The 13,971-nt window shown below is 74.5% G+C and carries 14 protein-coding genes; 6 read left to right on the forward strand and 8 right to left on the reverse strand.

Going from position 1 to position 13,971, the window contains the following annotated elements:
- Positions 1-80 precede the first annotated feature (80 nt).
- Genes QRT03_RS17860 through QRT03_RS17870 form a run of 3 tightly spaced genes read left to right on the forward strand, consistent with a single transcriptional unit; the run spans position 81 to position 3,503 of the window.
- Complete coding sequence (locus QRT03_RS17860; RefSeq protein WP_286054285.1) at positions 81-995, forward strand: AurF N-oxygenase family protein; 915 nt, start codon at positions 81-83, stop codon at positions 993-995.
- Entirely contained in the window at positions 995-1,966 is a 972-nt protein-coding gene (locus QRT03_RS17865; protein ID WP_286054286.1) for an alpha/beta fold hydrolase, read from the forward strand. The genes QRT03_RS17860 and QRT03_RS17865 overlap by 1 nt, the downstream gene beginning before the upstream one ends.
- Positions 1,956-3,503 carry a flavin-containing monooxygenase gene (locus QRT03_RS17870; RefSeq protein ID WP_286054287.1) on the forward strand — a complete coding sequence of 516 codons (1,548 nt, stop codon included), beginning with the start codon at positions 1,956-1,958 and terminating at the stop codon, positions 3,501-3,503. Before QRT03_RS17865 ends, QRT03_RS17870 begins: the two co-directional genes overlap by 11 nt.
- Here the strand turns inward: QRT03_RS17870 and QRT03_RS17875 are convergent.
- Together QRT03_RS17875 and QRT03_RS17880 are read right to left on the reverse strand one after the other, a co-directional pair.
- Positions 3,431-4,354 carry a zinc-binding dehydrogenase gene (locus tag QRT03_RS17875; protein WP_286054288.1) on the reverse strand — a complete coding sequence of 308 codons (924 nt, stop codon included), beginning with the start codon at positions 4,352-4,354 and terminating at the stop codon, positions 3,431-3,433. The genes QRT03_RS17870 and QRT03_RS17875 overlap by 73 nt on opposite strands.
- A gap of 2 nt (positions 4,355-4,356) precedes the next feature.
- Positions 4,357-5,343 (reverse strand): aldo/keto reductase, encoded by a 987-nt coding sequence (locus QRT03_RS17880; protein WP_286054289.1) that lies wholly within the window; start codon positions 5,341-5,343, stop codon positions 4,357-4,359.
- Between the two features lie 64 nt (positions 5,344-5,407).
- On the opposite strand from QRT03_RS17880, the gene QRT03_RS17885 reads away from it, so the two are divergent.
- Positions 5,408-6,268 carry a LysR family transcriptional regulator gene (locus QRT03_RS17885; protein ID WP_286054290.1) on the forward strand — a complete coding sequence of 287 codons (861 nt, stop codon included), beginning with the start codon at positions 5,408-5,410 and terminating at the stop codon, positions 6,266-6,268.
- A 10-nt stretch (positions 6,269-6,278) separates the two neighbouring features.
- Here the strand turns inward: QRT03_RS17885 and QRT03_RS17890 are convergent, their stop codons facing one another.
- Positions 6,279-7,157, reverse strand: coding sequence for an acyl-CoA thioesterase (locus QRT03_RS17890; RefSeq protein ID WP_286054291.1), 879 nt, complete (start codon positions 7,155-7,157; stop codon positions 6,279-6,281).
- 38 nt (positions 7,158-7,195) lie between these two features.
- A complete protein-coding gene (locus QRT03_RS17895) occupies positions 7,196-7,786 on the reverse strand; it encodes a hypothetical protein (protein WP_286054292.1) in 591 nt (196 codons plus the stop codon).
- A gap of 280 nt (positions 7,787-8,066) precedes the next feature.
- On the opposite strand from QRT03_RS17895, the gene QRT03_RS17900 reads away from it, so the two are divergent.
- Together QRT03_RS17900 and QRT03_RS17905 are read left to right on the forward strand one after the other, a co-directional pair.
- Positions 8,067-9,554 carry a WS/DGAT/MGAT family O-acyltransferase gene (locus QRT03_RS17900; RefSeq protein WP_286054293.1) on the forward strand — a complete coding sequence of 496 codons (1,488 nt, stop codon included), beginning with the start codon at positions 8,067-8,069 and terminating at the stop codon, positions 9,552-9,554.
- Positions 9,551-10,297, forward strand: a complete 747-nt coding sequence (locus tag QRT03_RS17905; RefSeq protein ID WP_286054294.1) for a class I SAM-dependent methyltransferase — start codon at positions 9,551-9,553, stop codon at positions 10,295-10,297. The genes QRT03_RS17900 and QRT03_RS17905 overlap by 4 nt, the downstream gene beginning before the upstream one ends.
- Positions 10,298-10,357: 60 nt before the next feature.
- Here the strand turns inward: QRT03_RS17905 and QRT03_RS17910 are convergent, their stop codons facing one another.
- The 4 genes from QRT03_RS17910 to QRT03_RS17925 form a co-directional block, all read right to left on the reverse strand.
- A complete protein-coding gene (locus QRT03_RS17910) occupies positions 10,358-11,017 on the reverse strand; it encodes a phosphatase PAP2 family protein (protein ID WP_286054295.1) in 660 nt (219 codons plus the stop codon).
- Positions 11,018-11,090: 73 nt separating this feature from the next.
- The gene (locus QRT03_RS17915) at positions 11,091-11,705 is read right to left on the reverse strand and encodes a class F sortase (RefSeq protein ID WP_286054296.1); all 615 of its coding nucleotides are present in this window, start codon (positions 11,703-11,705) and stop codon (positions 11,091-11,093) included.
- On the reverse strand, positions 11,702-12,823 hold the full coding sequence (locus tag QRT03_RS17920) for a hypothetical protein (protein WP_286054297.1): 1,122 nt from the start codon (positions 12,821-12,823) through the stop codon (positions 11,702-11,704). Before QRT03_RS17920 ends, QRT03_RS17915 begins: the two co-directional genes overlap by 4 nt.
- Before the next feature lie 617 nt (positions 12,824-13,440).
- Positions 13,441-13,920 (reverse strand): hypothetical protein, encoded by a 480-nt coding sequence (locus QRT03_RS17925; protein WP_286054298.1) that lies wholly within the window; start codon positions 13,918-13,920, stop codon positions 13,441-13,443.
- Positions 13,921-13,971 lie beyond the last annotated feature (51 nt).

Below are 13,971 nucleotides of genomic sequence, written 5' to 3' on the forward strand. Positions count from 1 at the left end.
GCGGTAAGACGTACAGCAGGTTGGGGATACAGCTCGTACCCCCCTCGCTCCCCCGCACGACCGACCGAGAGGACGACGCCATGTCGGCCCCTGCCACGACCCGCTCCGGCGAGCGGGACGGCAACGCGACCGCCGCCCGCCTCCTCCGCTCGGCGGCGAAGAAGTCGTACGACCCGGACGTCGACATCGACTGGGAGGCCCCGCTCGTCGAGGGGAAGATCTGGGTCCCCGAGCACCGCGTCTCCCTCTACGGCACGGAGCTGTGGGAGCGCCTGACGCCAGAGCAGCGCGTCGAGCTGGGCAAGCACGAGGCGTGCAGCGTCGCGAGCGTCGGGCTGTGGTTCGAGACCCTGCTGATGCAGCGCCTGCTCAAGGACTTCTACGCCGACGACCCGACCAGCGAGCGCGCCCAGTGGGCCCTCACCGAGGTCGCCGACGAGTGCCGGCACTCCCAGATGTTCGCCCGCCTCGTGCACCGCGCCGGCGTGGAGCCCTACGGCGCCGTCCCGTTCGTGCACCAGCTCGGCAAGCTGTTCTCCGTCGTGAACTGGGGCCCGGCGGCGTACGCCTCGATCCTGGTGGCCGAGGAGGTCCTCGACCGGCTCCAGCGCGAGCAGGCGAACGACGACCGCATCCAGCCGCTGATGCGCCAGGTCAACCGCATCCACATCATGGAGGAGGCGCGGCACGTCGCCTTCGCGCGCGACGAGGTGACCCGCGGCCTCGCCGGACTGTCCCGCGCCGAACTCGCCTACCAGCGCTTCATGTGCGCCTTCACCTCGTACTTCGTGGTGCGCAGCCTGATCAACCCGAAGGTCTACGCCGCCGTCGGGATCGACCCGGCCGAGGGCCGCCGGGCCGCGCTGGCCAACCCGCACCACCGCGAGATGATCCGCTTCGGCGGCGAGAAGATCATGTCGTTCCTCGACGGAGCGGGCATGATCGCAGGACCGGGCACGGCCCTGTGGAAGAAGTCGTTCCTCCTGGAGACGTGATGGCACAGCGAGAATCCGTCGGTCCCCTGACGCTGTCGACCGGGATCACGCTGCGCGTGGCGCGCAGCGGGGTCCGGAGCGCGGGAGTCCCCACCCTGGTCCTCGCCCACGGCTGGTCGCAGGACCTCCGGACCTGGGACCGGGTGGTGGGCGACCTGCGCCGCGCCGGGCTGTCCGGCGAGATCGTCCGCTACGACCACCGCGGCCACGGTGGGTCGGAGTCCGGCGGGGAGCACGCGTCGACGATCGGCCAGGCCGCCGACGACCTCGCGGCGCTCCTGCGCGACCACGTCGAGGGGCCGGTCGTGATCGCCGGCCACTCGATGGGCGGGATGACGCTCATGGCACTCGCCGAGCGCCACCCCAACCTCGTGCGCGAGCGGGTGGTCGGTGCGGGCTTCGTCGCGACGGCGAGCGACGACATGGCCGACCTGACCCTCGCGATCCCCGGCCGGCGCGGGGCCTTCGTCGCCCACGGCGAGCGAGCCGTGATGCCGTGGCTCGCCTCGCTGGGCAACCGCGCGCCGATCAACCGCGCGGACCCCGAGGGCAGCGGGGTGCATGCCCGCTCCGTCGCGCTGGCCCCCGCGGTGCGCGCGCTCGTGTTCGGCCGGCACCCGCGGCGCGCGGACGTGCTGTCGGTGGCCGAGCAGACCTTCGCCGCCGACCCGGTCGCCGTCCTGGCCTTCCGCGCCTCGATCGGCGAGCACCGGCGCACGTCGTCGCTGGAGGCGATGCGCGAGGTCCCGACGGTGGTGCTGGTCGGCACCCGCGACCGGCTCTGCCCGATCGACCACGCGAAGACCATCGCGACGGCGTTGCCCGCGGCCGAGCTCGTCGTGCTGCCCGACGCCGGGCACATGATCACCTTCGAGCGGTCCGTCGAGGTGGCCGCCCACCTGCAGGGCCTCGTCGAGGCCGCCACCGTGCCCGCACCCGCCGTCGCGAAGGAAGCATCCCTTGTTCAGTGAGGTCGTCATCGTCGGCTCGGGCTTCTCCGGACTCGGCCAGGCGCTCGCGCTGCGGGAGGCCGGGATCACCGACGTCGTGATCCTGGAGAAGGCCGACCAGGGGGTCGGGGGGACGTGGCGCGACAACACCTATCCCGGGTGCGCCTGCGACATCCCCTCCCACATGTACTCGCTCTCGACCGATCCGAACCCGCGCTGGTCCCGGTCGTACTCCCCGCAGCCGGAGATCCACGACTACCTCGAGCACGTCGCCGACCGCCACGACCTGCGCCGGCTGATCCGCTTCTCCACCGAGATGACGGGGGCGACGTGGGACGAGGAGTCGCGGACGTGGACCGTCCACACCACCACCGGTGAGTACCGCTGCCGCTTCCTCGTCTCCGGGGTCGGTGCGCTGCACCTGCCGTCCACCCCCGCGCTGCCGGGCGTGGAGCGCTTCCGCGGCGAGACCTTCCACTCCGCGCAGTGGCGGCACGACGTCGACCTGCGGGGCAAGCGGGTCGCGGTCGTCGGGACGGGCGCGAGCGCGATCCAGTTCGTGCCGCAGATCGCGCCGCTGGTCTCCGAGCTCACGCTGTTCCAGCGCACGCCCGCGTGGGTGCTCCCCAAGGGCGACCACCCGATCGGCGAGTGGCGCAAGCGGCTGTTCGAGAAGGCCCCGGTCGTCCAGCGGGCCTACCGGGGAGCCGTCTACGCCGCGCTCGAGTCGCGGGCGTTCGGCTTCATGAGCCGTCCCGAGCTGCTGCGTCCGGCGGAGTGGGTGGCCCGCAAGCACATCGAGCGCTCGATCTCCGACCCCGACCTCGTCGACCGGCTCACCCCGCGCTACTCGCTGGGCTGCAAGCGGGTGCTGGTGTCGAACGACTACTACCCGGCGCTGGCCCGGCCGAACGTCGACGTCGTCTCGAGCGGCATCGCCGAGGTCACCGAGCACGGCGTGGTCGACCACGACGGCGTCGAGCACCCGGCCGACGTGATCGTCTACGGCACCGGGTTCCACGTCACGGACGCCTTCGACGGCCTCGAGTTCACCGGCCGTGGCGGGCGCACGCTGCGCCAGAGCTGGGGCGAGCTCGGGATGCGCACGCACTACGGCATGACCGTGACCGACTTCCCGAACCTGTTCCTCCTGCTCGGCCCGAACACCGGCCTGGGCCACAACTCGGTCGTCTTCATGATCGAGTGCCAGGCCCGCTACGTCGCCCAGGCGATCTCGACGGTGCACGAGCTGGGCTGCTCGGGGCTCGACGTACGCGCCGAGGTGCTCCAACGCTCCAACGCCGCGGTGCAGCGCCGCCTGGAGAAGGGCATCTGGACCCGCGGGGGCTGCACGTCCTGGTACCTGGACGCCGCCGGGGTGAACCGGACCATCTGGCCCGGCTTCACCGTCCGCTACTGGGCCGAGACCCGCCGCTTCCGGGCCGCGGACTTCGAGTTCTTCGGCCGCGCGTCGGATCTCGCGCCTCACGAGGTCACGTCGAGCACCACCTTGCCCGCGACGCGCCGGCCGAGGAGCGCGTCGACCGTCTCCTCGTAGTCGGTCCACGGGCGGCGCAGCCCCACGTGCGGGTCGAGCCGGCCGGCCGCGAGGAGCCCGACGAGCGCGGTCAGGTCGGCTGCGCTGTCGGCGCCGCGGGTCATGATCTCCAGCCGGGTGCCGCCGGCGCGGCGGCGCTCGGCCTCCAGGTCGAGCACCAGCGGCTGCTCCGACGACGAGCCGACGGCCTGCACCACCCCGCCGGGTTCGAGCCGGGCGAAGGCGCGGGCGAGCAGCGGTCCACCGACGTTGTCGACGACGCCGGCCACGTCCGCGGTCAGCCCCTCGAGCTCCTCACCGTGCACGATCTCCGTCGCGCCGATCTCGCGGAGTCCCTCACCCCGGGCCGGTGCCCCGACCGCGGCCACCACCTCCGCGCCCATCGCCGCGGCGAGCTGCACCGCGAACCGGCCCACCCCGCCCGACGCGCCGGTGACGAGGACCCGCCGGCCGAGGACGTTGCCCAGGCCGCGCAGGGCCCGCAGCGCCGTGACCCCGGCGACGGGGAGCGTGGCGGCGTCGCCGAGGTCGACGCCGTCGGGGACCAGCGCCGTCTCCGCGATCGGGACCGCACGCCGCTCCGCCCACGCCCCGCCCCAGCCGAACGTCACGACGCGCGCCCCGACGGGCGGCCCCGACCCGTCCGCGGCGGCCCGGACGACGACGCCGGCCGCGTCCCAGCCGGGCACCTCGCCGGGCGCCCGCATCTGGGCGACGTAGCGGGTCTCCCCCGCGTTCAGGGACACGGCTCCGACCGCGACGAGAGCTTCGTCCGCGGCCGGCTCCGGCTCCGCGACCTCGGCGAGCGCCAGGCCGACGCGCGCCGCGGGGTCGTGCACCAGGGCGCGCACGCTCAGCGCTCCCCGAACACGTCGGCCGTGCCCCGGAACCCGGCGGAGGCCAGGGCCTCGTCGATGCGGGCGAGCGTGGGTCCGTCGAGCACCACCCGCGCGGCGTCGAGGTTCTCGACGATGTGCGCCGGCGTGCGGCTGCCGGGGATCGGGACGACGTGCGGGTGCTGGGCGAGCAGCCAGGCCAGGGCGAGCTGGGCCGGGCTGATGCCGAGGTCCTCCGCGATCGCCCGCACCGGCGCGTAGCGGTCGTTGTTCTCCTGCAGGTGGGAGAACCGCTCCAGGTTCTGCCGGAAGTCCCCCTCGCCGATCCCGGCCACGGCCCCCGTCAGGAAGCCGCTGCCGAGCGGGCTCCACGCGACGAGCCCGGCGCCGATCTCGTCGCAGGCGGCGACCAGGTCCGGGTCCGGCCGGTGCCACATCGCCCACTGCGTCTGCACCGCGCTCACCGGGTGCACGGCGTGGGCCCGGCGCACCAGCGCGGCGTCCACGTTCGACAGCCCGAGGTGGCGCACGAGGCCGGCCTCGACGAGCTCCGCGACGGCGCCGACGGTGTCCTCGACCGGCACCTCCGGGTCGGGGAAGTGCGGGTAGTACAGGTCGATCCGGTCGGTCCCGAGCTCGCGCAGGGACTGCTCGGCATAGCCGCGGACCAGCCGCGGGTCGTTGTTCACGGCCAGCTCGCCGAACTCCATGCTCACGCCGAAGCGGTGGGCGGGCTCGCCGTCGGGGACGCGGAAGCCGAACTTGGTCGCGATGACGACGTCGTCGCGGACCGGGGCGAGGGCGCGGCCGACGAGGCGCTCGTTGTGGCCGTCGGTGCCGTAGCCGTCGGAGGTGTCGACGAGGGTCGCGCCGGAGTCGACCGCCGCCCGGAGCGCGGCCTCGCCGCGCTCGTCGTCGATCTCGCCGTACATCCCGGGGGAGAGGACCATCGCGCCGACCCCGAGGGCCGAGGTGGTCAGGCTGCCGAGGGTGCGGGTGGGCATCACGGTGCCGAGCCTCCGGGCTCGGGGTTTCGGAGTCCAAGACCTGCTGTGATAACCATCGGTCATGACGGCGGACGTCCACCTGCGCGACCTGCGGTACTTCCTCGCCGTCGTCGACGCGGGCAGCTTCACGCGGGCCGCGGCCACCTTGTTCGTCTCGCAGCCCGCCCTGTCGAAGCAGGTCCGGGCCCTCGAGACGCAGCTCGGCGTGCGGCTGATCGACCGGCGGCCGGGCGGGCTGGTGCTGACCGCCGAGGGTGAGGCGCTGGTCCCCCACGCCCGGCGGCTGGTGGCGGACTGGGCCCGGGCCTCCGACGAGGTGCGGCGGGCCGGGTCGGTGCCCACGCTCGTCGTCGGGATGCAGACCACGGTCGGGCGGGACCTCACCCGCCGGCTGCTCGCCGCCACCCGCGAACGCGGTCACCGGATGCAGGTCCGCCTGATCAGCTGGTCCGACCCCAGCGCCGGACTGGCCGACGCCACCACCGACGTGGCGTTCGTGTGGCTGCCGCTCGTGGCGGGTGACCTCGAGGCGCACGTGCTCCTCCGCGAGCCCCGTCGGGTGGCCCTGCCCGCGGACCACCGCCTGGCGGGACGGTCGTCGGTCGACCCCGCCGAGCTCGCCGACGAGCCCTTCGTCGCCCTCCCGCGCAGCGCCGGCCCGCTGCGCGACTTCTGGCTCGGCGGCATCGCCCGGACGATCGGAGCGGAGACCGACAGCGCCGAGGGTGCGATCGAGGCCGTCGCCTCGGGCAGCGGCGTCGCCCTCATCGCGGAGGGCAACGCGCGGCTCCTGGCCCGGCCGGACGTCGTGTGTGTCCCGGTCCCGGACCTGGCGCCGTGCGAGCTCGCCCTGGCGTGGCGGCGCGGGGACGACCGCGAGGTGGTGCGGACGGCGGTCGCGGCCCTGACCGCCGGTTCCTGACGGCGGGTCGTCAGCGCGTCCGGCGCCGGATCAGGCCCTCCTGCACGACGCTCGCCACGAGGGTGCCGTCGGCGCTGTAGAGCCGGCCGGACGCGAGCCCGCGGCCGCCACCGGCGTTCGGGGACTCCTGGACGTAGAGCAGCCAGTCGTCGGCCCGGAACGGGCGGTGGAACCACACCGCGTGGTCGAGGCTCGCGAGGCTGACGTCGCGGGAGCCGGCGCCACCCTGCACGTGCGGGAACACCGCGGCCTCGAGCAGGGTGAGGTCGCTCGCGTAGGTGAGGACGCAGACGTGCAGGAGCCGGCCGCCGGGCTCGGACGGGTCGGGCAGCTCCCCGTCGGCCCGGATCCAGACACGGTTGCGCGGCGGGCGTTCCGCGATCTCGTCCCACGGGGCGTGGTCGACGTAGCGGACGTCGAGCGGCCACGTCAGCGCCTTGCCCGTCGTCGTGAAGGCCGGTCGGTCCGCGGGCACGGGCGGCATGTCGCGGCGCGGCAGCCCGTCCGGGCCCGGGGTGTCGGGCATCGGCGCCTGGTGCTCGACGCCGGACTCGGGCCGCTGGAACGACGCCGACATCGTGAAGATGATCTCGCCGTGCTGCACCGCGGTCACCCGCCGCGTGGTGAACGACCGACCGTCGCGGGCCCGGTCGACCTCGTAGACGATCGGCGCGAACGGGTCGCCCGGGCGCAGGAAGTAGCCGTGCAACGAGTGCACGTCCCGGTCGTCCTCGACGGTCCGTCCGGCGGCCACCATCGCCTGCCCGGCGACCTGACCCCCGAAGACCCGCAGCAGGGACTCGCGCGGGCTGCGTCCCCGGAAGATGTCGCGTTCGATCGCCTCGAGGTCGAGGACGTCACCGACGAGCTCGTCGAGAGCCTTGCTCATGGGGCGGCATCATCCCCGAGCGGCGCCGCCGGCGTCGATCACTGCCCGAACGAGAGGACCGAGACCTTCGCGACGCCGAGGTCGAGGCCGAGCAGCGCCCCGCCGCCGCCGGACTGCTGCTGCCCGCCGTCGTCGGTGTCGTCGTGCTCGGCCTCCTGCGGGGCCGGCGCGGACTGCTGGTGCTGCGGCGCGGCCGGCGCGGCGGCCTGGCGCTGCGGCGCGGTCTGCTCACCACCGGAGAAGGTCATCATCGACGGCGCGGGCTTCGCTCCGGCGATCGGCAGGGTCTGCGTCGGAGCGGCGGCCTCGCCCGGGGCCGCGATCTTCGTCGTGGAGGTGCCGCGGGCTGTGGAGCCCGCGGAGGAGGTGCCCGGGGTGGTCGACGACTCGGCGGGCTCCTGGTCGCCCGGGGCCGAGAGCAGGTCGAGCGTGGCGGGCGGCGGCGGGGTGGCCAGTCCGTAGGACTGGAGGGGGCTCGCGGACGGAGCGGCGGTCGCTGCGGCGGGCGCGGCGTCCTGCTGCTCGGACAGCGGCGTCACGCCCAGCACCGAGTGGGCCCCGAACGCGACCGCGGCGGCCACGGGGACGCCGACGACGACGCCCTTGGACCGCAGGGGGTGCACACGCATGGCGTGGCGAGCGCGAGGCATCGGGTTCCTCTCCACGAGCGATGTCGTCCAGGGGTGTCCGCCGTGCCCCTGACACACGGCGGCGTGACCACTCGACGCACCTAACGCGCCCGCGGCACCACCGTTACGGGTGATCCGCCGATTTCTTGAGCCTCCGGAGAGGTGATACGGACCGTGGTCGTATGTCGCTCTTCGTGACCGGACGTGACCGACTGGCCGCGGCGGGTCCCACCGGTCAGACTCCTCGCCGAGAGGCGTCGGGGCCGGTGGGAGGAGACGCGTGCAGCAGCTGTCGGGTCTGGACGCGGTGTTCCTCGCCGCGGAGGACGACCACCAGTTCACCCACATCAGCCAGCTCGTCGTGCTCGACCGGCCGGACCCGGACTTCGAGCCGTTCACGGCCTGGCGCCGGCAGCTCGCCGACCGCCTGCACCTGTTGGAGCCGCTGCGCCGTCGGCTCGTGGAGGTCCCGTTCGGGCTGGACCACCCGTACTGGATCTCCGACCCGGACTTCGACCTGGACTTCCACGTCCGGCACTCCGCGGTGGCGCCGCCCGGGTCCGACGACCAGCTCGACGAGCTCGTCGGGCGCCTGGTCGCCGGGCCCATGGACCGCGACCACCCGCTGTGGGTCTCGCACGTGATCGAGGGGCTCGCGCCGACCGAGGAGTCACCGCATGGTCGCTTCGCGCTCCTGACGATGATCCACCACGCGGCGATCGACGGGGCCTCGGGCGCCGAGCTGCTGACGCTCATGCTGGACGACTCGCCGGACGCGGAGCGCCCCGCCGACGCGGGCGAGTGGCGTCCGGAGGACCCGCCGTCGTACCCGGGGCTGGTGGGACGTGCCGCGTGGCACGGCGTGCAGCGCCCGGGCCGGGCGCTGCTGCTCGCGGCGAAGGCGGGTCAGCAGGTCGCGGGGGCGACCCGGCACCCCGCCGTCATCGACCTCGCCGACCGCATCCGGAACACCCTGCGCGGGCAGCTCGGCGCGGTGCTCAACCTCGGACGGGCGCGCGACGCCGACGTCTCCTCACCCCGGCTGCCGGCCACGCCTGCACCGGTCACGCCGTTCAACGCCCCGATCAGCCGCTACCGCCGGTTCGCGCGGCGCTCGGTGCCGCTCGACGAGGTCAAGGCGGCGGGCAAGGACAACGACGCGACCGTGAACGACGTCGTCGTGGCGGCGTGCGCGGGAGCGCTGCGGGCCTACCTGCTCGAGCACGACGCGCTCCCCGGCGCGCCGCTCTCCGCGATGATCCCGGTCTCGCTGCGCACGGGTGAGGAGCCCGACCGGTGGACCAACCGGGTCTCGGCCACGGTGGCCTCGCTCCCGACCGACCTGGACGATCCCGCCGCGCGCCTGTCCGCCGCCCACCGGGCGCTCGACACCGCGAAGGCGGTCTTCGCGGCCTCCCCGGGCGCCCTGGCCCCGGAGGGCGCCGGGCTCGGTGTCCCCGCGCTGACCACGCTGATCAGCCGGGTCACCACGCGCACCGCCGCCCGCGGCCTCGTCCCGTTCAACGTCATCATCTCGAACGTGCCCGGCCCGCAGGAGCCGCTGTACATGGCCGGCGCCCGGGCCCGGCACTACTTCCCGGTGAGCGCGGTCGCCGACGGGCAGGGCCTCAACATCACGGTGCAGAGCTACGACGGGTCCGTCGACATCGGCCTGGTCTCGTGCGCCCGCCTCGTGCCGGACCTGCACCGGCTGGTCGACCTGATCGTCGCCGAGTTCCACACGTTGCACGAGCTGGCCTCGTCGTGACCGCCCGGGACCGGGTGCTGGCGCTGCTCGCGGAGCGGCCGACCGACACCTCCGGGCCCTGGCTCGACCTCGTGCACGGCCGCCCCGGGTCGCGCGGCCGGGTGCAGGAACTCTGGGAGAGCGCCTCCGGCGCGAGCGGGTACGACGGGGTGCTCGCGCTCGGCGACCGGGTCGAGGCCTACGTCCCGGGTCTCGTCGGCGGCGCGGCGCTGCGGGACTTCTACCGGGTCGACGAGCGCCTGGGGCTCGTCGGCGGCGAGACCGTGCTCGACCTGGCCTGCGGCCCCGGGACGTTGACCCGCCGGCTGGCCCGGGCGGTCGGCCGCCGCGGTCTCGTGATCGGCGCGGACCTCTCGGAACCGATGCTCGCCCGGGCGGCCCGCTCGACCGCGTTCGCCCAGGTCGACTTCGCGCGTCTAGACGCGATGGACCTGCCGTTCACCGACGCCGCGATCGACGCGGTGTCGTGCTCGATGTGTCTGCACCTGGTGCCGGACCTCGTCACGACGCTGCGCGGGATCGCCCGGGTCCTGCGCCCGTCCGGCCCGGTGGCCTTCGCGGTCCCGGCGCACGCCCCGGGCCCGCTGCGCCCGTTCAGCGACCTGTTCGCCCGGGTCGGGCAGGCGCGCCTCTTCGGTCCCGGCGACCTCTCGGGGGTCCTGCGCGACCTCGGCTTCACGGGCGTCGAGGAGCGGTGGCTCGGTGGGGTCCGGGTCGTCGACGCGAGCGCGCCGCCGTCGTAGGGGCGCATTTCGGTGTCAGCAGTGCGGCCATGCTGACGTCGAATGTCAGCATGGCCGCATTCACGACGTGCGGAGGAGGCCCCGCCGGGCGCCGTCCAGCACGAGCAGCGCCCCGCCGACGGCGGCGAGCACGCCGTAGGCCGCGAGCACGTCGCCCGGCCGGTGCCAGCCCGCGGCCACGACGGCCACCGAGGCACCCGCCACCACGACCAGCCCGACGACGCCCGCCACGTACCGCGCCGCCGCCGGCAGCACCAGCAGCGTCGCGATCACCAGCGCGCCGATCACCGTCACGTGGCCGCTCGGCAGGGAGTTCTCCCCCGCCCCCTCGCGCGGCAGCACGGCCTTGAGGCCCTGGGTGATCGCCTGGGACGTCAGGACCAGCACCACCGCGGCCACGGCCGCACCGACCCGTCGTCGGGACAGCCCGATCGCGGCGATCACCACGAGCGCGAGCCCGACGGTCGCGACGCTGACCAGGCCGAGCAGGTCGAGGACGTCGCCGCGCACGCCGGAGAAGAGGTCCTCGACGGAGACCATGACGGCGTGGTCGACCCGGCGACCGGACGCGGAGTCGACCAGCAGCAGCCAGCTCGCCGTCGTGAGCACCGTGCCGAGCAGGCCGAGGACGAGCCCGCCCACGACGCGAGCGGCCCACCGTCCGCCCGGCCGGTACGCCGGGTGCATCGGGACGGTGGGCCGCGTCGCGAGGGTGGTCATGTCGACCAGGGTCCCCGCCGGACCTGAGGATGCGGTGAGAACCTCCTGGGGCGTGCGGAGCGACGGGGAAGGGTCACCGCCAGGCGCGCTCCGCGTGGCCGAACACGATGACGTTGTCCTCGTAGCTGCGCCGGTCGGCGTCGAACTGGCCGCCGCACGTGATCAGCCGGATCTGGGCGTCGCCGGTGGGGCCGTAGACCTGCGCGGTCGGGAACGCCTGCTTCGAGGCCTGCTCGACGCGGTCGACCACGAACGCCACCGACGACCCGTCCGCCCGGTGCACCAGGATCTGGTCGCCGGCCGTGAGGTCGTCGAGGTGGGCGAACCCGCCCTCGGCGCCGTGGTAGTTGACGTGCGAGGCGAACACGGCCGGGCCGTTCGTGCCGGGGGCGGCGCCCCGGGAGAACCAGCCGACGGTCGCGGCGTCCGGCGGGACCTGCAGCGACAGGTCCTCGTTGTAGCCCAGCTTCATGACGGAGTCCCGGGTCAGCCCGATCGCCGGGATCTCGATGCCGGTGGGCGCCGAGGCGGCGAGGGGCAGCGACTCGACCGCCGCGCCCGCGGGCGCCGACACCGTGGTGGTGCCGGTGCGCGCGGAGCCCGGGCCGGTCATGAGCACCGTGAGCGTCACCGCCGCGGCGACGATCGCGAGCACCCAGATCAGCAGCGGCGAGCGCGTGCGGGTCACGCGTCCTCCCGTTCCCGACGGCGGGTGGTGCCGGCCACGCCGGCCAGGGCGAGTCCGGCGAGGGCGACCGCACCGGCCGGGACGCCGGGCTGCGAGTCACCGGTCGCGACGCCGCCCTGCGGGTACCCCTCGTAGTGCGCGGCGACGGTCTCGTAGTCGTCCGGGTTCCACTCGCAGGCGCGGCCGTCGTCGTCACCGTCGAGGTTGTTCGGGTCCGACCGGTCGGCCTCGTAGGTGGCCTGCGCCTCGTCCGCGGTCACGTCCCCGCAGTCGATGTCGCGCCCGTGCCAGTCGTGGTGCTTCGTGTGCTTCAGCCCGTGGCAGAGCCGGTCGAGCGCGGCGACGAGGTCGGGCAGGGTGCCGTAGCCGGTCGCGGGGTCGAAGGAGTCCGGGAGCGCGCCGCAGAACGAGGCGAACTGCGTCCCGACCGCGTCGGCGTCCGCGTCGTCCACGCTGACCTTGCTCGCGAGGTAGACACAGGCGTCCCGTGGGCTGGAGAACGACCCGGACTCCGGGAAGTCGGGGATCGTCACGTCGCCGAGCTCGAGGTTGCCCCGCGGCAGGTCCTTCAGTGCCTCGTCGATCGGGAGTCCGGATCGGACCGTGCCCGTGAGGTTCTGCAGCGCAGCGGCGGCGTCCTCGGCGGAGACGGTCGAGCGGGTGGCCGGCGCGTCCTGCTCGGAGTCCGTCGTGGTGGTCGTCGTCGTGGTGGACGAGTCGGTCGTCGCCTCGGTCGACGACGCACCGGTCGTCGTGGCGGTGTCCGGCGTCGTGGTCGTGACCGGGGCGGCCGCGGCGGCCTCACGGGCCTTCTCCTGCGCGGCGCGGGCCTTCTCCTGGGCCGCCTGCACGCGGGCCTGCGCCTGCTCGGCGGCCGCCTTCGCGCGGGCCCGGGCCCGCTCGGCCGCCGCCTGTGCGCGGGCCTGCGCCTGCGCGACCATCTCCTGCGGCGAGACGCACGACCCGCTGTCGGCGTCGAAGATCTCGCCCTGCGCGGCGCAGCTCGCCGAGGACGGCCCCGACTCCTGCGCGGACGCCACACCCGGCGCGATGACCGCGGCTCCCACCAGGCCCGCCATCAGCACCGCGGCGGAGCGGGTCCCCCTGCCAGTCCTCACGTGCACTCCTCGACTCCGTCGTCCCGCCACGACGGGGGACCGTTCGAGGAACGCATCGCCGGAATGTCCCGTCCGCGTTACACCGATCGGACCAGCGACGTTCGTGGCACGGACCGGCTCGGTCTGCGAGCGCTCCGTGAATCCGCTTCCGCCGGAATCGGTTCCGCGGGGGGTGTGGCACCGAGGGCCGGCTCCTACGGCGCGCTCCCTGGTTCCGCTTCCGCCGGAATCGTTCTACGGGGGTCGTAGCGCAGGGGGCCGGAGCCCCCAAGCGCGCTGTCTGGATCCGCTTCCACGGGAATCGGTTCTGCGGGAGTCGTGCCGCCGAGGGCCGGATCCCACAGCGCGCTGTCTCGATCCGCTTCCACGGGAATCGGTTTCTGCCGGGGCGTGGCGCAGTGGAGCCGCCTCCTCCGCGAACTCGAGGGATCCGGGTCCACGGGAAGCGGATCCGCCGGGAGCCCCGGTCGAGTCGGGGCGTGTCACCACGGAGTCGGACGTCGTCGGACGCGGACCCGGTCCGTCGGTGCGACACCCGGCAGGTTCGGCGACCGCCGGACCTGCGTCACGTCACTCTCGCGACGGCGGGCGGTGCGGCGCCAGGGAGTCCTCCCCGGTCACCGGCCCCGTGCGGCCCCGTGACCTCGCCGGCGCCGGGCGACCATGTGCCCCGCGACCAGGCGGGCCGGGCTCTCGCGCAGGCAGATCGACACACCGGCGTCGAGCATCGCGACGAGCCGGTCGGTGGGGGCGTGCCGCCCGAGCAGGACGACGACCTCCGCTCCCGGTTGCCGGTCCAGGACGTCCACGACCTGCTCCGGCTCCGGGTCGACCAGGACGACGAAGTCGACGCAGGGGTGGTGGGACGGACGGTCCGTGGCGACGATCCGCCAGCTCGTCGGCGCGACGTCGGTGAGCAGCCGGGCGGTGGAGCGCGAGGCCACGACCTCCACCGTCGCCGGGGCGTCGTCCACGAGCCGCGGATCGGGTGTCGGGACGACCGGCAGCGGACCGCTCGGGTGGGGGTCCCGCGCGACGGGCTCGGGGGTCCGCGGGTGCCCGACGGAGTGCCGACCGGAGCGCAGGGAGAACCTCATGACGTCGATGCTGCGCCGCGGACCTGGACGTCTCCTGAGCGCCGCCTGTGG

Origin of the sequence: Actinomycetospora termitidis (assembly GCF_030286555.1) — a bacterium.
Lineage (GTDB): Bacteria > Actinomycetota > Actinomycetes > Mycobacteriales > Pseudonocardiaceae > Actinomycetospora > Actinomycetospora termitidis.